Source organism: Providencia sp. LY12, from assembly GCF_057621555.1.
This window is the reverse complement of record NZ_CM172594.1, coordinates 3146779-3168102: the sequence shown is the minus strand read 5'-3', so window position 1 is coordinate 3168102 and position 21324 is coordinate 3146779. Positions and strand designations below refer to the sequence as shown.

The 21324-nt window shown below is 42.9% G+C and carries 17 protein-coding genes and 1 pseudogene; 10 read left to right on the top strand and 8 right to left on the bottom strand.

Features of this window, described 5'->3' with window-relative positions:
- Positions 1–4 precede the first annotated feature (4 nt).
- Positions 5–925, top strand: a complete 921-nt coding sequence (gene speB, locus ACY3ZI_RS15245; protein WP_006815030.1) for an agmatinase — start codon at positions 5–7, stop codon at positions 923–925.
- A 75-nt stretch (positions 926–1000) separates the two neighbouring features.
- On the opposite strand, the gene ACY3ZI_RS15240 is transcribed toward speB, so the two are convergent.
- A complete protein-coding gene (locus tag ACY3ZI_RS15240) occupies positions 1001–1876 on the bottom strand; it encodes an alpha/beta fold hydrolase (protein WP_487375457.1) in 876 nt (291 codons plus the stop codon).
- A 215-nt stretch (positions 1877–2091) separates the two neighbouring features.
- Between ACY3ZI_RS15240 and ACY3ZI_RS15235 the strand changes: the two genes are divergently transcribed.
- On the top strand, positions 2092–2331 hold the full coding sequence (locus tag ACY3ZI_RS15235) for a helix-hairpin-helix domain-containing protein (protein WP_154602513.1): 240 nt from the start codon (positions 2092–2094) through the stop codon (positions 2329–2331).
- A 26-nt stretch (positions 2332–2357) separates the two neighbouring features.
- Here the strand turns inward: ACY3ZI_RS15235 and ACY3ZI_RS15230 are convergent, their stop codons facing one another.
- From ACY3ZI_RS15230 to leuA, 7 genes and pseudogenes are all read right to left on the bottom strand, one after another.
- Positions 2358–3086 carry a TerC family protein gene (locus ACY3ZI_RS15230; protein WP_036951219.1) on the bottom strand — a complete coding sequence of 243 codons (729 nt, stop codon included), beginning with the start codon at positions 3084–3086 and terminating at the stop codon, positions 2358–2360.
- 61 nt (positions 3087–3147) lie between these two features.
- Positions 3148–3831 (bottom strand): DNA mismatch repair endonuclease MutH, encoded by a 684-nt coding sequence (mutH, locus tag ACY3ZI_RS15225; RefSeq protein ID WP_211886326.1) that lies wholly within the window; start codon positions 3829–3831, stop codon positions 3148–3150.
- A gap of 569 nt (positions 3832–4400) precedes the next feature.
- Positions 4401–6077 carry an HTH-type transcriptional regulator SgrR gene (gene sgrR, locus ACY3ZI_RS15220; RefSeq protein ID WP_487375456.1) on the bottom strand — a complete coding sequence of 559 codons (1677 nt, stop codon included), beginning with the start codon at positions 6075–6077 and terminating at the stop codon, positions 4401–4403.
- Positions 6078–6583: 506 nt separating this feature from the next.
- A complete protein-coding gene (gene leuD, locus ACY3ZI_RS15215) occupies positions 6584–7186 on the bottom strand; it encodes a 3-isopropylmalate dehydratase small subunit (protein WP_181477421.1) in 603 nt (200 codons plus the stop codon).
- A gap of 11 nt (positions 7187–7197) precedes the next feature.
- Positions 7198–8601, bottom strand: a complete 1404-nt coding sequence (leuC, locus tag ACY3ZI_RS15210) for a 3-isopropylmalate dehydratase large subunit (RefSeq protein WP_211886323.1) — start codon at positions 8599–8601, stop codon at positions 7198–7200.
- 1 nt (position 8602) lies between these two features.
- Complete coding sequence (gene leuB / locus ACY3ZI_RS15205) at positions 8603–9694, bottom strand: 3-isopropylmalate dehydrogenase (protein WP_211886321.1); 1092 nt, start codon at positions 9692–9694, stop codon at positions 8603–8605.
- A 2-nt stretch (positions 9695–9696) separates the two neighbouring features.
- Positions 9697–11281, bottom strand: a pseudogene (leuA, locus tag ACY3ZI_RS15200) (2-isopropylmalate synthase).
- Positions 11282–12187: 906 nt separating this feature from the next.
- On the opposite strand from leuA, the gene leuO reads away from it, so the two are divergent.
- The 8 genes from leuO to ftsL all read left to right on the top strand — a co-directional run bounded on the left by leuO (position 12188) and on the right by ftsL (position 21316).
- Positions 12188–13135 (top strand): transcriptional regulator LeuO, encoded by a 948-nt coding sequence (leuO, locus tag ACY3ZI_RS15195; RefSeq protein ID WP_211886317.1) that lies wholly within the window; start codon positions 12188–12190, stop codon positions 13133–13135.
- 321 nt (positions 13136–13456) lie between these two features.
- Complete coding sequence (locus tag ACY3ZI_RS15190; RefSeq protein WP_211886315.1) at positions 13457–15214, top strand: AMP-dependent synthetase/ligase; 1758 nt, start codon at positions 13457–13459, stop codon at positions 15212–15214.
- A gap of 329 nt (positions 15215–15543) precedes the next feature.
- The gene (gene ilvI / locus ACY3ZI_RS15185; RefSeq protein ID WP_487375455.1) at positions 15544–17271 is read left to right on the top strand and encodes an acetolactate synthase 3 large subunit; all 1728 of its coding nucleotides are present in this window, start codon (positions 15544–15546) and stop codon (positions 17269–17271) included.
- A 2-nt stretch (positions 17272–17273) separates the two neighbouring features.
- A complete protein-coding gene (ilvN, locus tag ACY3ZI_RS15180) occupies positions 17274–17765 on the top strand; it encodes an acetolactate synthase small subunit (RefSeq protein ID WP_036951209.1) in 492 nt (163 codons plus the stop codon).
- A gap of 84 nt (positions 17766–17849) precedes the next feature.
- Entirely contained in the window at positions 17850–18860 is a 1011-nt protein-coding gene (cra, locus tag ACY3ZI_RS15175; protein ID WP_211886311.1) for a catabolite repressor/activator, read from the top strand.
- Between the two features lie 721 nt (positions 18861–19581).
- A complete protein-coding gene (gene mraZ, locus ACY3ZI_RS15170; RefSeq protein WP_036951207.1) occupies positions 19582–20040 on the top strand; it encodes a division/cell wall cluster transcriptional repressor MraZ in 459 nt (152 codons plus the stop codon).
- A gap of 2 nt (positions 20041–20042) precedes the next feature.
- Positions 20043–20996 carry a 16S rRNA (cytosine(1402)-N(4))-methyltransferase RsmH gene (gene rsmH / locus ACY3ZI_RS15165; RefSeq protein ID WP_108478287.1) on the top strand — a complete coding sequence of 318 codons (954 nt, stop codon included), beginning with the start codon at positions 20043–20045 and terminating at the stop codon, positions 20994–20996.
- Positions 20996–21316, top strand: coding sequence for a cell division protein FtsL (gene ftsL / locus ACY3ZI_RS15160; RefSeq protein ID WP_036951205.1), 321 nt, complete (start codon positions 20996–20998; stop codon positions 21314–21316). The genes rsmH and ftsL overlap by 1 nt, the downstream gene beginning before the upstream one ends.
- The last annotated feature ends 8 nt before the right edge of the window (positions 21317–21324 follow it).

Here is a 21324-nt window from a genome sequence, read left to right as displayed (position 1 = left end):
AGTGATGATTAATAGCACATTAGGAAATCAGGTTGATAATTCACTGGTTTCAAACGCATTTGGTTTTTTACGTTTTCCGTTAAATTTCCAACCATACAGCTCCGATGCTGATTGGGTGATCACGGGTGTTCCATTTGATATGGCAACCTCAGGACGTGCGGGTAGCCGTCATGGACCTGCTGCTATTCGTCAGGTTTCCACGAACCTTGCGTGGGAAAGCCACCGTTGGCCGTGGGATTTTAAATTAAAAAACAAACTCAACGTAGTTGACTGCGGTGATGTGGTGTTTGCATTTGGTGACGCGCAAGATATGTGCGATAAACTGCAAGCTCACACTGAAAAGCTGTTGGAATCCGGTAAACGTTGCTTAACGTTTGGTGGCGATCACTTTGTGACATTGCCATTACTGCGCGCCCACGCGAAGCATTTCGGTAAAATGGCGTTAGTGCATTTTGATGCGCACACTGACACATACGGAAATGGCAGTCTGTATGACCACGGCACCATGTTCTATCATGCGCCAAAAGAAGGTCTGATCGATCCAAATCATTCTGTGCAGATTGGTATTCGTACTGAACATGATACTGACAACGGTTTCACGGTATTGGATGCCGCTCAAGCGAATGACCGTGGTGTTGATGACATGGTTGCTCAAATCAAACAGATCGTGGGTGATATGCCCGTTTATCTGACGTTTGATATAGACTGTCTGGATCCTGCCTTTGCACCAGGAACCGGTACGCCAGTGATTGGTGGGTTAACATCTGATAAAGCGTTAAAACTGCTGCGTGGCATTAAGTCACTGAATATTGTTGGGATGGATGTGGTGGAAGTCGCACCAGCCTATGACCAATCAGAAATTACGGCATTAGCCGCAGCAACGATTGCATTGGAACTGTTGTATATCCAAGCGTCTAAGAAATAAGTTTTAATCCGTTATTTAAGGTGCCTAATGTTTTATTGGGCACCTTTTTTTATACCTAAAAGCGATGTTTCATACTTAAAAACGGTGTTCTTTCAATTGGGCAAGAATGGAATAGGCTTGTGTCCACAGAACTGAGCCGCCTTCATGAGAGAACAAAAAGTGTTCGCTATCAGGAAAGCGTTGAGCCAGTGTTTTGCCAAAATCAGGGGAGTGCACAGAGCTCACATCTTGCTCGCCATACCACAGGGCGACAGGGCAACGGATATCTTCAGGATTGAACTGCCAAGACTGCAGGGCGATTAAGAGATCTTGAACATAGCCTTGGTTACCTTGCATAAATGCACGTTCCATACAGTCACTGTAGGCGGCTAAAAAGCTCTCTTCGCTATAAACCTGCTGGTCTACCTCTGCGCTACAGTTAAGAATAAACGCCAGTAACCATTGTGAAGTCACATTTCGCATCAACCATTCGGATAAAGCCTCGGGGGTATGAATGGCTTGTTCCTGCATATTAATGACATCTTGCTTTAATTGCGCTCGGATTGCTGGAAACTCAAATTGGTCTTGTCCTGACACAAGTGATAATGAAACAGGGGAAGCGTAGCAGGCGAGAGCCATAGCGAAAACGGCACCTTGAGAGAAGCCGATAACGGAAAATGACGGCAGTTTTTGAGCATTTAGAAGTTCTTGAATATCTTGAGCAAAGCGTTGTAGGGATTTATGCTCATCAAAGGTGGATTGACCCAGTCCGGCACGTTCAGGAGTGATTAAGCGAATATTTAGCTCATCAAGACGGTCAATACCAAAGCCCAGTGTACCGCTCATCCCTGCGCCGGTACAAAAAATCACGGGGAACCCTTGTTCAGGGCCAGATTCATACCAACACAAAAGGCGCCCATCAGATAATGTCATCGACATATGGCGAGTATTGGATATTTTGTTGCTATACATAATAAATACCTACAAGATAGAATTTTTAGTGCGACATGTTAGTTTCTATCGCGAGTCGTCAATGACTTTACCGTTGTTATTCCTATTTGCTAAAACAGATATATAGGGCAGGTAACTCAACCTGTTATAGACCGCTCAGAATTTTAAATTAAGAAATAGGCTAATGACAAAATATACGCTCAATTACGGCTGTTTTACAGCCAAAAGGATGATTTATGCCATTTTCAGACTCAGAAAAGCAAATTCTATTAGCAGTGAAGGGTGTTGGACCAACGGTAATTAGCCGATTAGAACAAATGGGGTTTTCATCTTTAGCGCAGTTAAGTGAAGCTTCTTACGATGAAATTTTAATTTCGGGCGCTGCACTAACGGGGTCAAGTTGTTGGAAAAACAGCCCTCAAGCTAAAAAAGCGGTGGAAGGCGCTATTGCCGCAGCAAAGGACGCCTTACGCTAACTTGGCTATGACTATTTATTTTTCATTTATTGCTTGTTTTTCATTTTCCACTTTTTGCTGCGCAGAATATTAAGCATTTGCACTGACATGGAGAAGAACATAGCAAAATAGATATAGCCTTTTGATACATGTACCTGAACACTTTCAAGTAACAAAGTGAAGCCCACAAGGATCAAGAAAGAGAGTGCGAGGATTTTGACGGAAGGATAGCGCTCCACAAAATCACCAATAGGTTTCGCGGCGAACATCATGATCATGACCGCCATAATTACTGCTGCCATCATAATAAACAGATGGTCAGATAGCCCCACGGCAGTGATCACCGAATCTAAACTGAAGATAATATCTAAAATTGCGATTTGCATAATGGCTCCCCAGAATGAAGTGACTTTTTTCTGGGCTATCCCCTCATCGTCTTCCCCTTCAATGGTATCGAAAATCTCCTGACTCGATTTCCAAATAAGGAATAAGCCGCCTGCACACAAAATTAAATCGCGGGCGGAAACGGTATGTTCAGCTAATGTGAAGAGTGGCGTGGTGAGGCGAGCGAGCCAAGCAATAGACGCTAGCAGTGCCAAACGCATTCCCATTGCAGCGATTAAGCCAATACGTCTGGCGCTATTTTGTTGATGGGCGGGCAATTTGCTGACGACGATACTTAAGAAAATAATATTGTCGATACCCAGTACGACTTCCAAAATTGTTAATGTTGCCAATGCCATCCAAGCATGGGGATCTAAGAACCACTCAAACATCTTATTGCCTTAAAAATGGAATAAAAAATCGTCTGTTTGGCACAGGCGATGCCTTGACCGATTAACTGAGGTTAAAGTGCCGTGCTAATAATGGACCCGTAAAATCTTTTTTTAAATAGAAACCTCTCGGTAATGTCATTATTGGTTGCCCAAATTCCCCTATACCTTCGGTTAGTGCTCTATTATTCGCCGCCTTGGGGCGAATCTGTAAAACTTGTCCGTGACGAGCCGTGATGGTTTCGACTTTTCCCAGCACAATTAAATCCATTAACTCTTCCCAATCTTGGCGTAAAAGTTGTTCTTCAAGCGCAGAAGGGCTCCAAATCAGAGGGTTCGCAATACGTCGCTGGGCAAGTGGTATTTGACGTTCGCCTTCAATCGGGAACCACAAAATGCGAGATAATTTGCGGCGCACATGGCTATTTTCCCATGTTAGACCGCTATTGCCCGTGAGGGGCGCGACAGAGACAAATGTCGTTTCTAATGGTGCGCCATGGCGATCGATTGGGATTGTTTTAAGCTCGACGCCAATATCTGCAAAATCCTGTTCGGCTTTACTGCCTGCGGTCGCACCTAAAAAATACTCTAACAATGTCCCGACCCAGCCTTTATCTCGTTTAAGGTCAGGGGGGATTGGGATGCCTGCAATAGTTGCTAACTCACCAAGCGTATAGCCAGCAAGGGCTTGGGCTCGCGCCAATAAGACGGTTTCATTTTCTGGTGGTGAAGGCGGTATAAAAGACATAGTCGACTGAATTTGATTGTGTTTAAAAAATAACCAATAAAATGGTTGTAAGGTTAAGTGAGTATAACACTTTTTAGTCACCGTATTTAACCTTATGATATATATATGGATATTAGATAATAATCACTGACGGGATTATGAATATTTAGGGTTATTCAACTTCATCCCAAGATAATCACAGGATCATGCACTAGGTTATCCACAGGATTTCTGGATAACTGTGAAAAACTGCGATTACTGTGTGCATTTACAGCCTTGACTAATGTCATTTATTGAAGCTCGTCACAAAAAGCGAGTAAGTTAAGTACATTCCTTGTGGATAAAACATGCATTGATTGATCTTTGCTCAGTTGAACTCCTAACAAAAAAACACGGAAAAACTCACAGTGGATATCTGGTGTGAAATTCATTTATTACTATGATTTATAATGTTTTATTTTTTAGTGTGATTTTTTGTTAGAAATGAACAGTTGGGATATACCCTGATTACTATCTGGTTGTTCACATGGATATCCACAGAAAAAGTGAATAAAATCCATTTTGCTCACTCTAACTGTTTATAACTATCATCAATTCTGTGTATTATCCTCAGTTGGCTTAAACCAAGCTGATTTAAAGTCAAACCAGCCAAAGGTATTCATGCGAACACCGCGCATCGTTCTTTGCCCTTGTAGCTCTAACCAGTGATGAAAAATTGGGTGGAAGATTTGGGAATCAATCAAGCTCTCACACCAAGATTCCACATCCAATTTTTGCTGGCGCCAAAGTTGTAACTCTTCATCGAGGTTTTTCCCCAAACATTGACGCAATAGCGGCATCTCGTACAACGTAGCGAAGATAGAAAACTCAAGAGGCTTATAAAAGTTGGCGGTGGAGAGCCAGATATCGCTTTTAGCATCTCCATTAAACCAATCATCATAATCAACGATGTTAATTTTAAGTGTCACTCCTTGAGTTTCTAACACTCGCTTCATGATTTGGCTGATAGCATAGAATTCATGATGATGGCGATAAAAAGTGACAGTTAGCTCAGTTAAGTCTTCAGGTTTGGTTCGCTGGGAAAGCATTTTACTGTGGTGCCAATGAAGCAGTAATCCATAAGCCGGCGCCCAGTGGCGTTGATAGAAGGATTCACAGTGCGCCAGTAGGTTGACGGGCGTTAAAAAGCTGCACAGCCATTTACGCACATCTTCCCGTTGAGAAATGTCGGAGCGTTGGTCGAATAACAGAAAATAGCAACCTTCCTCCATGCGGCTTTCGAGGGAGTCATTGTGGCGCTTATCTCCATCCATTTTTAATGTGGTACACACCATCTGCTCAGAAAGTTCGGGAACCACCCAAATGGTCACTTCATCTAACAAGGCGCGATAGCCAAAATAGCGGTCAAAAGCGCTGATGGTGAGTTTCTGCGGGATATTGGTTTCGACTTCATAAGGACCTGTACCAATAGGGCGCTGACTAAAGCCGCTGATGGTTTCCCACTCTTTTGGGAGAATGGCGGCATGTGGGCTACCGAGTAACCAAGGAAATTGCGTATCAGGATGGCTCAGATGGACGTCAATGACATAAGGCTGCGAAGAAGTGACCGAGTGAATATGCGAGAATAGCGGCCAGCACTGCTTTAATCGTAATAATGAGTGGATAATATCCTCCACTTGCATTTCACGTCCATGATGGAAATAGATAGCTGGGCGTAAATAAAAGCGCCAATGTTGTTCGTTAATGGCTTGCCAGTGGTGAGCAATACCATCTTCCACTTCCCCTTTTTCCTCATTTAAGTGAGTTAATCCATTAAATATCTGGCTCATTAAATGGATTTCAGAGCGGCGCATTGGGGTGCCAGGAAGTAAGTTAGGAAAATCACGGTAATAAATGATGCGCAGTAAGTTTTTACCTTGTCGATAACTTCGCTCAAGCTCAGATAAGACCATTTGGCGGATAGTCTCTTTATCGCCAACGAGCGCCACGAGTTTTTCAATACTTTCTTCTTTTAAAAGCTGCTCAGCCTGTGCTTGTTGTAGCTCTAATCCATTGATATGAAAAATTAATGCGGAGCGTTTTCCTCGTCCTGATTCTGCTTGCCAACTGAGCCAGCCATGGGACTGCATATTATTGAGCAGGGTGCGAACATGACGGCGAGAGCAAAACAAAATATCGGCAATATCTTGCAATGTGGTTTCACTGTTTTTTCCCTGAAAATGCTGCCACAAGCGTACAAATTGCGTTTGTAATCGAGAATTAGACATAAAAGAGGAACTCCAGAATAAATTGCATCAATTTTAATATCCTATATTCCGTAGATAATAGGGGGCAGTAAGTAGCTCTATTGACCTGTCTGTTGCAGGTTTACTCCCCCTTTTATTGAGTAATGGTATTTTTACCAGCCGGTATGTGAATGCATACTGGCTTTTTTTCTTCATATTTCATGCTGTGGCTGTGTTGGCCTCACTAGGCTAATCAAGTCACATACTAATGTATACTCCTATTTTTCTTCATATTTCACGCTGTGACTGCGTTGGCTTCAATCGGCTACTCAGGTCACATACTAAAGTATGCTCCCAGAGATATCCTCATTTTGCCGCCTTGCCACAACGCGAACTATTTTGAAAAATATAAAGAGGCAATTAATTGAATAATTGCATATTAGGAATTAATGGGGAAGGATTTATTGGTAGGCGTGGTTTGTTGGAGTTGAGTTCTACTTTTATGAATACAAATAGGCAAGAAAAAGCCCACCGAAGTGGGCTGGGGATTAATTCATAAAAGCGGGAAGCTTTTGCTCGTAATCCTTGATTTGGTCAACGTGCTGTAACGTCAAACCAATGCTGTCTAAGCCATTCATCATGCAATGACGGCGGAAGCTGTCAATTTCGAAAGCATAAACTTTATCACCAGCGGTGACGGTTTGCGCTTCTAAATCGACAGTGAACTGGCAACCTTCATGCTGGTTCACATAATTGAACATCTCATCCACTTGCTGCTCGCTTAATTTAATTGGCAACAGTTGGTTGTTAAACGAGTTACCGTAAAAAATATCGGCGAAACTTGGCGCAATAACCACTTGGATACCGAAATCGGTTAATGCCCACGGCGCGTGTTCGCGAGATGAACCACAACCAAAGTTTTCACGGGCTAACAGAATGCTAGCGCCTTTAAATACCGGTTTGTTCAAAACAAAATCAGGGTTAGGTTGCTGACCTTTATCATCTAAAAAACGCCAGTCATTAAATAAGTGCTGACCAAAGCCTGTGCGCGTCACTTTCTGCAAAAACTGTTTTGGAATAATGGCATCGGTGTCGACGTTTGCGGCATCTAAAGGGGCGACAATCCCAACATGCTTAATAAACTTATCCATGGTTTTCTCCTTTAGATTTGAATGTCACGAACATCAGCAAAATGACCGTTAATCGCTGCGGCAGCAGCCATTGCAGGGCTAACTAAGTGGGTACGACCCGCACGACCTTGGCGACCTTCAAAATTACGGTTGCTGGTGGATGCGCAGCGTTCACCCGGATTCAAACGGTCGTTGTTCATCGCTAAGCACATTGAGCAGCCTGGTAAGCGCCATTCGAAGCCCGCATCGATAAAGATTTTATCCAAACCTTCCTGTTCAGCTTGGGCTTTGACGGGACCGGAACCTGGTACCACAATGGCTTGTACGCCAGACGCGACTTTTTTTCCTTTGGCAATGGCAGCCGCAGCGCGTAAATCTTCAATACGTGAGTTAGTGCAAGAGCCAATAAAAACTTTATCAATCTTCACGTCGGATAACTTAATACCTGATTCCAATCCCATGTATGCCAAGGCTTTTTCCGCAGAAGCACGTTCGACGGGGTCGGCAAACGATTCTGGGGCTGGGATCGGTTGGTTAATGGCGATCACTTGCCCTGGGTTGGTACCCCAAGTGACTTGCGGGGCAATAGTCTCGGCTTGGATGGTGATCACTTTGTCAAATTTTGCATTATCATCGGTTCTTAACGTTTTCCAATATGCAACGGCATCATCCCAATCTTGACCTTTCGGTGCAAATTGGCGACCTTTCATATAATTAAAGGTGGTTTCATCGGGGGCGATAATGCCGGCTTTAGCGCCTAACTCAATCGCCATATTACAGACGGTCATGCGACCTTCCATACTCAAATCTTCAATCGCGTCACCGCAGAATTCGACAATGTAGCCCGTTCCACCTGCGCTACCCGTGGTGCCGATAATAGCTAAAACGATATCTTTTGCGGTGATCCCCGCAGGCGCTTTACCCACCACTTCAATTTTCATGGTTTTGGCTCGCGCTTGTTTCAAAGTTTGGGTTGCCATGACGTGTTCAACTTCGGACGTCCCAATTCCAAAAGCTAATGCGCCGAATGCACCGTGAGTGGCGGTATGAGAGTCACCACAAACGATGGTTGTACCCGGTAAAGTGATACCTTGCTCTGGCCCCATAACATGGACAATACCCTGATATGGGTGATTTAAATCGTATAAAGTCACGCCGAATTCTTCGCAGTTTTTCATCAACTCTTGCATTTGAATTCGCGCCATATCGCCGCAGGCATTGATATCTTTAGTCTGCGTTGACACGTTATGATCCATGGTTGCAAATGTTTTGCTTGGTTGATGCAGCGGGCGATTTTTGGTTCTTAAACCATCAAACGCTTGCGGTGAAGTCACTTCATGTACCAAGTGGCGATCGATATAAATTAAAGGAATTTCGTTTTCAACTTCACGGACAACGTGAGCGTCATATAATTTTTGGTATAAAGTCTTCGACATGTTAAACCCCTTCTTCAATATAACGGGCGATAATGTCACCCATTTCACTGGTACTGATTGATTGACCATTGCCCGCTAAATCCGCAGTACGATAGCCATTTTCTAATGCTTTATTCACCGCTCTTTCGATAGCATCTGCCGCTTCCGTTTGATTCAAACTGAAGCGCAATAACATGGATGCCGATAAAATTTGTGCGATTGGGTTGGCGATGTTTTTGCCTGCGATATCTGGCGCTGAACCGCCTGCTGGCTCGTACAAGCCAAAGCCATCGGCGTTTAAGCTAGCAGAAGGCAACATACCCATCGAGCCAGTGATCATCGCACACTCATCGGAAATAATGTCGCCGAATAAGTTAGAGCACAGCACCACATCAAACTGAGAAGGGGCTTTGATCATCTGCATCGCTGCGTTGTCGATATACATATGGTTTACTTCAACGTCTGGGTACTCTTTGGCAATTTGGTTAACCACTTCGCGCCATAATACGGAGCTTTGCAAAACATTAGCTTTATCAATTGAAGTCACTTTATGGCTACGTTTACGCGCAGATTCAAAGGCAATACGGGCAATGCGTTCAATTTCATAGCGGTGATAAACTTCGGTATCGAAAGCATATTCTTCAGCGCCTTCGCCTTTACGTCCTTTTGGCTGACCAAAATAGATCCCGCCAGTTAATTCACGGACGCATAAAATATCAAACCCTTGAGCGGCAATATCGGCGCGTAATGGGCAAAATGCTTCTAATGCTTGGTATAAACGAGCAGGGCGTAAATTACTGAATAATTTAAAATGCTTACGCAATGGTAATAATGCGCCGCGTTCAGGCTGGCTGTCTGGTGGCAAATGTTCCCATTTTGGACCACCGACTGAGCCAAATAATACGGCATCAGCTTCTTCACAACCTTTGACTGTTGCTTGCGGTAATGGCTCGCCGTGATTATCAATGGCGGCGCCACCCACATCATAGGCTTTGGTTGAAATTGTGATAGCAAAGCGCTTACTAATCGCGTTCAAGACTTTATGAGCTTGAGCCATCACTTCGGGGCCGATTCCATCGCCCGCTAATACCGCAATATTAAAATTCGTAGACATGTTTACACCGCTTCCTTTGTATTAATTTGTGACTCTTGGTCAGAGATTTTTTGTTTTTCTTTTTCGACTTGTTCTGCACGCCAAATACTATTTAATACGTGCACCATGGCTTTTGCAGATGATTCAACGATATCCGTTGCTAATCCCATACCGTGGAAACGACGACCAAAACATTCAGCGACGATATCCACTTGTCCTAAGGCATTTTCACCCTGACCTTTTGCGGACAATTGATAAGAAACCAATTTCATTGGGTAGTTGGTGATTTTACTAATCGCTTGATAGATAGCATCAACAGGGCCATTTCCGGTCGCAGCTTCTGATTTTTCTGTTTCACCGCACTGCATTTTGACTGTTGCAGTGGCAACAATGCTTGAACCTGACTGTGTACTAAAGTAATCCATGACAAAGTGGTCAGTTTCGTCTTGCTGTTTCGCGAAAAAGGCTAAAGCTTCTAAGTCATAATCAAATACTTGCCCTTTTTTATCCGCTAAATTCAAGAATGCGGTATACAGCTCATCTAAATTAAAATCTTTACCTTCGCTATAGCCCATCTCTTCCATACGGTGTTTAACGGCGGCACGACCTGAACGGGACGTTAAGTTTAATTGCTGCTCTTTTAAGCCGATGGATTCAGGGGTCATAATTTCGTAAGTTTCGCGATTCTTTAACACGCCATCTTGGTGGATCCCTGATGAGTGCGCGAATGCGTTGCTGCCCACAACCGCTTTATTAGCAGGGATTGGGGTATTGCATAATTGGCTAACTAACTAACTGGCTGGTACGGTAAATTTCTTTGTGATTGATATTGGTGTGCACACCTAACATCTGTTCACGTAATTTAATCGCCATGATCACTTCTTCTAATGCGGTATTTCCTGCGCGTTCGCCTAATCCATTAATGGTACCTTCCACTTGGCGAGCACCCGCTTGAACGGCGCTGATGGAGTTAGCGACGGACATGCCTAAGTCATCATGGCAATGAACGGAGATGATGGCTTTATCAATGTTAGGGACGCGCTCATATAAAGAAGAGATAATGCCACCGAATTGATATGGGGTAGTGTAGCCGACGGTGTCTGGGATATTAATGGTGGTTGCGCCTGCGCCGATGGCAGCTTCTACAATACGACATAAGTTATCAATGTCTGTACGGCCTGCATCTTCACATGAAAATTCTACATCATCGGTATAGCGGCGCGCACGTTTAATGGAGTTAATCGCCATGTCCATCACGCCATCAAACGTTTTGTTTAACTTTTTCTGCATATGCAAATTGGATGTCGCTAAGAAAACATGAATACGGAATGCTTCAGCCACTTTCAACGATTCTGCTGCAACATCAATATCATTTTCAACACAGCGAGCTAATGCGCAGATACGGCTATTTTTAATTTCACGGGCGATAGTTTGAACAGATTCAAAATCACCTGGGGATGAGACAGGGAACCCTGCTTCAATAACATCGACACCTAAGCGCTCTAATGCAAAAGCAATTTGTAATTTTTCTTTAACTGATAAGCTGGCCTGCAAGGCTTGTTCGCCATCACGTAAGGTTGTGTCGAAGATGATAACTTGGTTGCTCATAATGCGTTCCTCATAGACTAAATTTTGTTGTTTTTAATTCTGTTTGTTGGATTCCCATCTAGCCGCAGGCATAAAAAAACCCGCTAGTTGCGCGGGCTTCTTTATGTTTGTGGACAGTATTTGTTTTACTTTCCATCCATAAGCATACCGCGCAAATTGGCTGCGAGTAGTAGTAGGCTTAGTAGGCGGATAGAAGATGTCATGGTTAACTGTCTCTCTTTGAATTTCAAATAATCTGTATTTATTGATACGTGATTCCAATAATAATGTCAAACTTAATTTTTTGAGCGTTAAATGCTTGGAAGTGCGTTGTTACTGATTATTGGAATTTACGTCTGATATTTATAATTTTCATGATGTTTTTGCCTATATAAGGGAGTAAAAAGCAGGCTAAAATTTCACCTAAAAATTAGTAGCATAACTATATTTCTATAACGTAATGATTTTTATTATGTTTATGTAATGAAAGTATGCAGAGGTTAGATATCAGACTTCATTGGTATTGATCGTGGCTATGCTTCAAATAAGGTTAATTATCTAATAAATAAATAATTAAAAATTAATCTGATAATGAGATTCAAACGCGTTTATAGAAGAGATTTATTATGATTTATTCTTGAAATTGTTTTATTATTTTTATCGGAATGATGCTGACTTTAATAAGTTACATGTACCCATTACACTGATGAATATTTGCATTTTATGATGATATCTATACCTCGATTCTAATTTATGGGCAAAAAGAATAGAAGCGTCGTTTTAATAAATGCAGGGAAAGCGAAATAACTTATCATGTATAAGTTGTTTTAAAAATAATATTTAATGATTTTATATTTTTCGTCAATATTGCTTTGATGGATCATGTTCATTAATTAAAAATGATAAATATATTTAGTGGAGTTAAAAATGACTGATTTTGATACGATCTCAACAGCAAAAAAAGAAAGTAGCGATATTCATCTGCGCAATGTTGATTTGAACTTATTAACTGTTTTTGATGTTGTGATGCAAATGCAAAATGTCACTCGTGCAGCGCAAGTTCTCGGTATGTCTCAGCCTGCAGTAAGTAACGCCGTATCCCGCTTGAAGTCCATGTTCAATGACGAATTATTTGTTCGTTATGGGCGTGGAATTCAACCGACTTCGCGCGCAAAACAATTATTTGGACCAGTAAGGCAAGCTCTTCAATTGGTGCATAATGAATTACCGGGGGCAGGGTTTGATCCTAAGCAAAGCGAAAGAGCATTTAGCTTATCTATTTGCTCTCCATTAGATATTCGCTTAGCGGCAACCATTGTTGATAAATTTAAAATTGCGTCGCCAAATGTTCAGGTTTTTATTCATTCTTTTTTAGGAAATAACATAGCGCATCAATTAAAATACCAAGAGATAGATTTTTTCTTGGGATATAATCAATTCGAAAAACCCGAGTATCAACATCAGGTTTTATTTAATGATGAATTGGTTTTAGTTGTCGCTAATCACCATCCAAGAATTGAAGATACTATTAATCAAGAAATGTTAGTGAGTGAAAGACACGCTATTATGGCAATGGATAATATCGGCTCATTTAGCAAACTGTATTACCATAATACGGAACTTTCCCACACTGTCAGTTATCAAGGAACTGACTTAAACAGTGTATTGAATATTGTGGCACAAACAGATTTAGTGGCTATTGCCCCCAAATGGTTAGTGGAACATCATGCAAGTCAGCTGCAACTGCGTACCTTATCATTGCCTTGGGAAGAGAGTTCTCGCCCATGTTATTTAACGTGGCATGAATCGACGGCGCGAGATAAAGGCCATCAATGGATGAAAGCGCAGTTTTGCCAAATGATAGAACAGCTGTAAGCTAAATTGGCTCAATTCATTCTAAGGCAACCTTAGCATATTCCCCTTAATACTAACTCGCCATGATGAAAAAAATGGCGAGTTTTGTTGTGTCTGTAGCATTTGCAAAAAATTTACACTTTATTCCTTTCCTCGTTTATCTTTCCGCTATACACTCAAAATATTCAGCTAACAGATGTAAGCTGAAATAATAAAAAGTATTAAGATTAGGTTGTTTGTGAGTTTGCCGAATGACTTAAAATTCTAATGACCTATAGGGAATACACTTTGATTACTGAAAATCTATATCCATATCATATTGTTAACCGCATACGTTCCAGAATGGACGCGAGCGAGTCAGCGGATCGGATAGCTTTCAGTCAATGGGACAACGGACATCAATCAGAACTGACATGGGCGGAAGTCGATACCAAAACCACCGCGATTGCCCGTCAGCTTTTGGCGATGAATGTTGCCCCGCAAGAGAATATTGGGCTTTTTGCTCATAATAGTATGAATTGGTCTTTGGTCGATATCGCGGCACTACAAATCAAAGCCGTGACGGTACCTCTCTATGCCACAAGCAGCATTGATCAAGCCGCCTATATCATTAATGACGCCAACATTAAGATCCTCTTTGTTGGTGCTCAAGAACAATACCAAGTTGCTTGCCAATTACTCACACATTGCCCACAGCTCTCCGCTATCATTGCATTAGACGATAATGTTGAATTAGATGGGCAAGTGGCTAACAGCATGCACTTATCGACATTTATGTCCCTCGCTCAGCCTCAATATCAAGCTGAATTAGATGCGCGAATTGCAGCTCAAAATTTAAGTGATTTATTCACCATTATTTATACCTCGGGCACCACGGGAGAACCGAAAGGGGTGATGCTGGATTACTACAATATGGCAGCCCAGCTTTATCTTCATGACAACCGTTTAGAACTGTCCGAAGACGATGTTTCATTATGTTTCCTACCACTTTCCCACGTTTTTGAACGCGCATGGAGTTTTTATGTCATGCACAGCGGCGCGCGCAATGTCTATTTAACCAATACTAATTTGGTGAAAGAGGCACTTACTGATGTTAAACCAACGGTGATGTGTGCCGTACCGCGTTTCTATGAGAAAGTTTACAGTGCAGTACAAAGTAAAGTATCGCAAGCGCCTTTCATGCGTCGTGCAATTTTCAAATGGGCGATTGCGATAGGGAAACAAAAAGTGAAGGCAATGGCAAAAGGTAAATCGCTTTCATTTATCAACAACCGCTTATATGCATTGGCAGATAAACTGGTTCTAAGCAAGATTCGCCAAGGGCTTGGTGGTCGTATTCGTTTTATGCCAGCAGCGGGCGCGCGCCTCGATGATGATGTCATCGCGTTTTTCTTATCTGCGGGTGTGGATATTAAATATGGCTATGGGATGAGTGAAACCTGCGCGACAGTCTCGTGTTGGGAAGCGAATAAATACCCATTAGGCTCTATTGGTACACCGCTTTCTGCCATTTCTGTGCGTATTGGAGCAAATGACGAGATCCAAGTTAAAGGCCCTGTCGTTATGAAAGGCTACTATAATCGCCCACAAGAAACGATAGATACATTCACAGCTGATGGCTGGTTACGTACAGGGGATGCCGGAAAAATCGATGAGCAGGGCAACTTATATATTACGGATAGACTAAAAGATTTAATGAAAACGTCTAACGGGAAATATATTGCGCCACAGGTTATCGAAGGTGTTTTAGGTCAAGATCGTTTTATTGAGCACATTGCCGTCATTGCCGATGCACGTAAATTTGTCTCTGCGCTGATTGTGCCTTGCTATGACAGCCTTGAAGAGTATGCAAATTCAATTAACTTAAAATACCGTGATCGCTTGGAACTGTTAAAAGATTCTAAAATTGTTGCGCTGTTTGAAGGTCGTCTTAAAGATCTACAAAAAAATCTGGAAAACTTCCATCAAGTGAAGCGTTTTACACTGTTACCAAGCAACTTCTCAATGGAGAAAGGTGAATTAACGCCTACGCTGAAATTACGCCGTAAAATTATTTCAGAGCGCTACCGATTAGAAATTGAATCCATGTATCAAGAATAATTCGATATTTAATCATACTTTCCAAGCCCTTCAGTGGTTATCCCTGAAGGGCTTTGTTTTACCTGCTATTTATGTAAAATCGCGTTGCCACTATTTTTGCTTACCTTTTAGTTATTTTCGCTCTATTTTGATTGAAAACTAGTCAATGAATCTGCCGAATTTTCATGTTCAAGACAAAATGAAATCTTCCTTAATTTCTCTGTGAAATCAAATTTGCGTCCCACAAATGGTAGGGATATGTTAATAGCTGAATTTATGACTAACTTAATAAAAATTAAAGAGGGTCGTACGGCTCTCTGTTAACTTGCAAATAGTCTGAGGGCAAACTCATGGAGATGTTGTCGGGAGCAGAAATGGTCGTCAAGTCATTGATTGACCAAGGAGTTAAGCACGTATTTGGCTATCCGGGAGGCGCAGTTCTCGATATTTATGATGCACTGCATACCGTGGGTGGCGTAGAGCATATTTTAGTGCGTCACGAACAAGCTGCGGTGCATATGGCAGATGGCTATGCGCGCTCAACAGGGGATGTCGGCGTGGTGTTGGTAACGTCAGGACCTGGCGCAACCAACGCGATAACGGGTATTGCTACCGCGTATATGGACTCCGTACCCATGGTAGTTTTATCGGGGCAGGTTGCCAGCTCATTGATTGGGAACGATGCATTCCAAGAGTGCGATATGGTGGGTATTTCGCGCCCAATCGTGAAGCATAGTTTTCTCATTAAACACGCGAAAGAGATCCCTGAAACCATCAAAAAAGCGTTTTATATTGCGGCGAGTGGGCGCCCAGGACCTGTGGTGATCGACTTTCCAAAAGATACGGTGAATCCTGCCGCTAAATTCCCTTATCGCTATCCTGAATCCGTCTCACTGCGCTCATACAATCCGACCTTACAGGGGCACAAAGGTCAAATTAAGAAAGCGCTGACCAAATTAGTCGCAGCGAAGAAGCCCGTGATGTATATCGGTGGCGGTACGATCAATGCCAATTGCTCTGCGGAGCTAATGACATTAGCTGAAAAACTTCAGTTACCCGTGGTATCAACATTGATGGGGCTAGGCGCATTCCCCGAAACTCACCCACAATCGGTGGGTATGCTAGGTATGCATGGTACCTACGAAGCCAATAAAGTGATGCATCATTCTGATGTGATTTTTGCTGTTGGTGTGCGCTTTGACGACCGTACAACCAATAACTTAGAAAAATATTGTCCGAATGCAACCGTGATCCAAATTGATGTGGATCCAACCTCAATTTCGAAAACAGTCAAGGCGGATATTCCCATTGTTGGCGATGCAAAACTTACGTTAGAACAGATGATTGCTCAACTGGACCATGTGGCTGCCGAGCAAGATACCGCGGCACTGCAAACGTGGTGGAAGGAAATCGGTGTTTGGCGCGAAAAACAGTGCCTAAAATACGCATTAAATCCAAACAAAGTGAAGCCACAACAAGCCATTGAGGCTATTTACCGCTTAACCAACGGTGAAGCCTATGTGACGTCAGATGTGGGGCAACACCAAATGTTCGCTGCGCTTTATTATCCGTTTGATAAACCGCGTCATTGGATTAACTCAGGGGGCTTAGGCACCATGGGCTTTGGTTTGCCCGCAGCCTTGGGCGTGAAACTGGCGCACCCTAAATCCACCGTGGTATGCGTGACCGGCGACGGCAGTATTCAGATGAACATCCAAGAGCTTTCAACTGCGCTGCAATATGGATTACCGGTGCTGGTTCTGAACCTGAATAACGGTTTCCTTGGCATGGTAAAACAGTGGCAGGACATGATTTATCAAGGTCGTCACTCGCAATCCTATATGCAGTCATTGCCGAATTTCACAAAATTAGCTGAGGCTTACGGGCATGTGGGTATTTCAGTCGCATCCCCAGATGAACTTGAAGATAAGCTGAAACAAGCGCTAGTCGAAGTGAATGAAAACCAGCGTCTGGTGTTTGTAGATATTAATATTGATGAAACTGAGCATGTTTACCCAATGCAAATCCGTGGTGGAGCAATGGATGAAATGTGGTTAAGTAAAACGGAGAGGACTTGATCATGCGTCGTATCTTATCAGTGTTATTAGAGAATGAATCAGGGGCACTATCTCGCGTGATTGGGCTTTTTTCACAGCGCGGTTATAACATCGAAAGCTTGACCGTAGCACCGACCGACGATCCGACATTGTCACGGATGACCATCCAGACAAAAGGGGATGCCAAGGTGCTAGAGCAGATTGAAAAACAGCTACATAAACTGGTGGATGTGCTGCGAGTGAGCGAGCTGACTGCGTCAGCCCATATCGAGCGTGAAATCATGCTAGTGAAGCTGCAAGCCTCCGGTTATGGGCGAGATGAAATTAAGCGAAGTGCCGATATTTTCCGTGGGCAAATCGTGGATGTGACGCCAACGCTGTACACCGTTCAGCTCGCGGGAACAAGCGATAAACTAGATGCATTCCTTGAAGCTGTGCGTGGTGTTGCTGAAATTGTTGAAGTTGCACGCTCAGGGATCGTTGGTGTTTCTCGTGGCGATAAAATTATGCGATGAAAAATTTATCCGCCGCAGGTAGAATAGAGCGGATTAAAGCCCCGAATGACTCGGGGCTGTTTCCCAAATTGCAAAGAGGTTAACGTGAAACTGGATGAGATAGCCCGTCTAGCGGGTGTTTCCCGCACAACGGCTAGTTATGTGATCAACGGCAAGGCCAAGCAGTATCGAGTCAGCGATAAAACTGTAGAAAAAGTGATGGCAGTCGTCAGAGAGCACAATTACCATCCAAACGCAGTCGCTGCAGGGTTACGCGCAGGTCGCACTCGCTCTATCGGGTTGGTGATCCCTGATCTTGAAAATACGAGCTATACCCGTATAGCTAATTATCTGGAGAGACAGGCTCGTCAGCGCGGATATCAGCTTTTAATTGCGTGTTCAGAAGACCAACCTGACAACGAAATTCGTTGCGTGGAACATTTGCTTCAGCGCCAAGTTGACGCGATTATTGTGTCTACTGCATTACCTCCTGAGCATCCGTTTTATCAGCGCTGGGCAAACCGTTCACTGCCTATCATCGCACTGGATAGAGCATTAGAAAAAGAGCATTTCATTAGCGTGGTCGGTGATGACCAAGAAGATGCGCTGATGATCTCTAAAGAATTACGCAAATTCTCAGCTGAATCGGTCTTGTATCTCGGGGCATTACCTGAACTTTCTGTTAGCTATTTACGTGAGCAAGGTTTCCGTAAAGCATGGGAAGGGGACTCTCGCGAAGTCAATTATTTATACGCCAATAGTTATGAGCGTGATGCCGCAGCCGACGTTTTCTCCCAATGGCTAGATAACGGTAACGCGATGCCGGATGCATTATTCACAACGTCATTTTCTTTGCTGCAAGGCGTGTTGGATGTGGCATTGAAACGCAATGGCCGCTTACCTGAAAACATGGTTATCAGCACCTTTGGTGATAACGAATTACTGGATTTCCTCGGTTGTCCTGTGCTGTCTCTTGCTCAGCGCCACCGTGATATTGCAGAACGTATTTTAGAATTGGTATTAGCCAGCCTAGACGAGAAACAGAAGCCAGAAACTGGAATTCGTCGAATTCGCAGGGACTTATGTCGCCGTGGTAGTTTAGGTCGCAAACAGTAGTGGATAAACCTTATCCAATGGTGAAAAAACCAGTTTAATAGTTAGTGATGTTAACCAAGATTCTTAGTAATATATCCGCCCCTATCTATTAGGGGCTTTTTTTTGGTGAAATTTATGGGTGATTGCGATTTTTTTTATTGCGTTATCCTGTAAATATTTCACTTTAGGAGTTTTCCTAATACTTTTTTTGATTATTTTGCATCGATTGTTTTTTTGACAAATTAATTTTTTTTTACCCATAAAAAAACCGATAAGTACAATGAGCAAATTATTGTCAGCAAAATAACACTGTGAATTAAAACAGTTATTTAATGTGTTGAAATATAATGATTTTATATTGAAATACGTATTATTTGGTAGTTTTGTTTAAATAATCATCAATAAATGATGATCAAAAGGTAAAAAATAGACACGAAATAAACTGATTAAAAATGAGACGTATATATCATTTACTCAAATTTGTATGATTTTGCAGCAATGAAATAGATTTAAATATGTTTTACCTGCGTTTTATAAATAAGTGAATTATATCAACTCGTTATTTCTCTTTTTCTTTCCAAGTAAGATTTTTTCCCACTTTTTCTTTTCTAAAACGTTCTGTAAATAAAGCTAAAGCTACGTGCGGCTGGCTTGACAACGTTTTCATACCATTCGTAAACTTTATAAGTGGAGAATTGTGGGGTAAAGTGGGGCAGTTGGAAATAAAGGGGAAAAATCAGGTATGTTTCGTGGGGCTACACTGGTTAATCTCGACAGCAAAGGGCGGCTAACCGTGCCTACTCGTTATCGAGGAATGCTGAGCGAGGAATCGAAAGGGCAAATGGTATGTACCATTGACCTTCACCAGCCATGCCTGCTGCTTTATACCTTACCCGAATGGGAAATCATTGAGGAAAAACTATCTAAGTTATCCACCATGAATCCCGCAGAACGTCGAGTACAGCGCCTTTTACTTGGTCATGCCAGTGAATGTCAGATAGACAATGCAGGACGTCTTTTGCTAGCTAGCACGCTGCGTCAACACGCAGGGCTAACAAAAGAGGTCATGTTGGTGGGCCAAATAAATAAATTTGAAATTTGGGATGAACAGATGTGGTACCAGCAAGTGGAAAATGACATCGCTGCTGAGCGTCTAGCCGACGAACCGCTGTCCGCCCGTCTACAGGATTTGTCACTATAACAATGACACAGCAGCAATTTAAACATGTAACAGTACTGCTCGATGAAGCAGTGAACGGCTTAAATCTTAAACCAAATGGTATCTATATTGATGGCACATTTGGTCGCGGTGGACACTCTCGCTTGATTTTAAGCCAACTGGGAGAGCAAGGTCGCTTGATTGCCATTGACCGTGACCCAGAGGCGATTAAAGCTGCTCAAGGAATTGATGACCCACGTTTTATGATTAAGCATGGCCCATTTTCAGCAATTGCAGATTATGTGGAAGAAGAAGGCTTAGTGGGCAAGATTGATGGAGTGTTGCTGGATCTCGGCGTCTCTTCGCCGCAGTTAGATGACCCAGAGCGTGGATTCTCATTTATGCGTGATGGACCACTGGATATGCGAATGGACCCAACGCGTGGTCAATCAGCGCAGCAATGGCTGATGACGGCAGAAGCTGACGATATCGCATGGGTATTAAAAACATTTGGTGAAGAGCGTTTTGCAAAGCGCATCGCAAGAGCCATCGTTGAGCGTAACCATAATCCAGAAGAAGAGCCGCTAACGCGTACGCGCCATTTGGCCGAGCTGATTGCCAAAGTCAGTCCGATTAAAGACCGACACAAGCACCCAGCAACCCGTAGCTTCCAAGCGATTCGTATTTATATCAATAGCGAGCTGGAAGAGATTGAGAAAGCATTAAATGGTGCGATGTCTGTTTTAGCACCTGAAGGGCGTTTATCCGTAATCAGTTTCCATTCATTGGAAGACAGATTAGTAAAACGCTTTATTCGTCAAAACAGTACCGGACCTTCTGTTCCTGCGGGGATCCCGCTGACAGAAGCGCAAATCAAAGAGCTAGGTGCCGCTAAATTACGCGCATTAGGCAAAATGAAGCCTTCCGAGATTGAAGTTGACGAAAACCCACGAGCACGTAGCTCGGTGTTACGTTTTGCAGAGAGAGCGGTAGAGTAATGACACCAGAAAGACACAGTTTAGCCAGAGTCATCGGTCGCGATTTATTTCGTTACGGAATTATTCCGATGATTTTGCTAGCCGCGATAGTGATTAGCGCTGTGTTTGTGGTAACCACCGCTCATGAAACACGATTGCTGACCGCCGCCAAAGATAAGCTGTATGAAGAGAAAGATTTTCTCGATATCGAATGGCGAAATTTGATCCTTGAAGAGAATGCGTTAGCCAGTCACAGCCGTGTTGAGCGTTTATCTGTTGAGAAATTACAAATGGTTCATGTGGAGCCATCCCAAGAAAACATTATTGTTTCCAAGCAATAACGAAGGTT

Coding starts and splice junctions, on each gene's coding strand:
- speB (WP_006815030.1), top strand. CDS start 5: ATGATTAATAGCACATTAGGAAATCAGGTTGATAATTCACTGGTTTCA.
- ilvN (WP_036951209.1), top strand. CDS start 17,274: ATGCGTCGTATCTTATCAGTGTTATTAGAGAATGAATCAGGGGCACTA.
- mutH (WP_211886326.1), bottom strand. CDS start 3,831: ATGTCTTTTATACCGCCTTCACCACCAGAAAATGAAACCGTCTTATTG.
- mraZ (WP_036951207.1), top strand. CDS start 19,582: ATGTTTCGTGGGGCTACACTGGTTAATCTCGACAGCAAAGGGCGGCTA.
- ftsL (WP_036951205.1), top strand. CDS start 20,996: ATGACACCAGAAAGACACAGTTTAGCCAGAGTCATCGGTCGCGATTTA.
- leuD (WP_181477421.1), bottom strand. CDS start 7,186: ATGGATAAGTTTATTAAGCATGTTGGGATTGTCGCCCCTTTAGATGCC.
- ACY3ZI_RS15230 (WP_036951219.1), bottom strand. CDS start 3,086: ATGTTTGAGTGGTTCTTAGATCCCCATGCTTGGATGGCATTGGCAACA.
- ACY3ZI_RS15235 (WP_154602513.1), top strand. CDS start 2,092: ATGCCATTTTCAGACTCAGAAAAGCAAATTCTATTAGCAGTGAAGGGT.
- ACY3ZI_RS15240 (WP_487375457.1), bottom strand. CDS start 1,876: ATGTATAGCAACAAAATATCCAATACTCGCCATATGTCGATGACATTA.
- sgrR (WP_487375456.1), bottom strand. CDS start 6,077: ATGTCTAATTCTCGATTACAAACGCAATTTGTACGCTTGTGGCAGCAT.
- ACY3ZI_RS15190 (WP_211886315.1), top strand. CDS start 13,457: ATGGACGCGAGCGAGTCAGCGGATCGGATAGCTTTCAGTCAATGGGAC.
- leuC (WP_211886323.1), bottom strand. CDS start 8,601: ATGTCGAAGACTTTATACCAAAAATTATATGACGCTCACGTTGTCCGT.
- rsmH (WP_108478287.1), top strand. CDS start 20,043: ATGACACAGCAGCAATTTAAACATGTAACAGTACTGCTCGATGAAGCA.
- ilvI (WP_487375455.1), top strand. CDS start 15,544: ATGGAGATGTTGTCGGGAGCAGAAATGGTCGTCAAGTCATTGATTGAC.
- leuO (WP_211886317.1), top strand. CDS start 12,188: ATGACTGATTTTGATACGATCTCAACAGCAAAAAAAGAAAGTAGCGAT.
- leuB (WP_211886321.1), bottom strand. CDS start 9,694: ATGTCTACGAATTTTAATATTGCGGTATTAGCGGGCGATGGAATCGGC.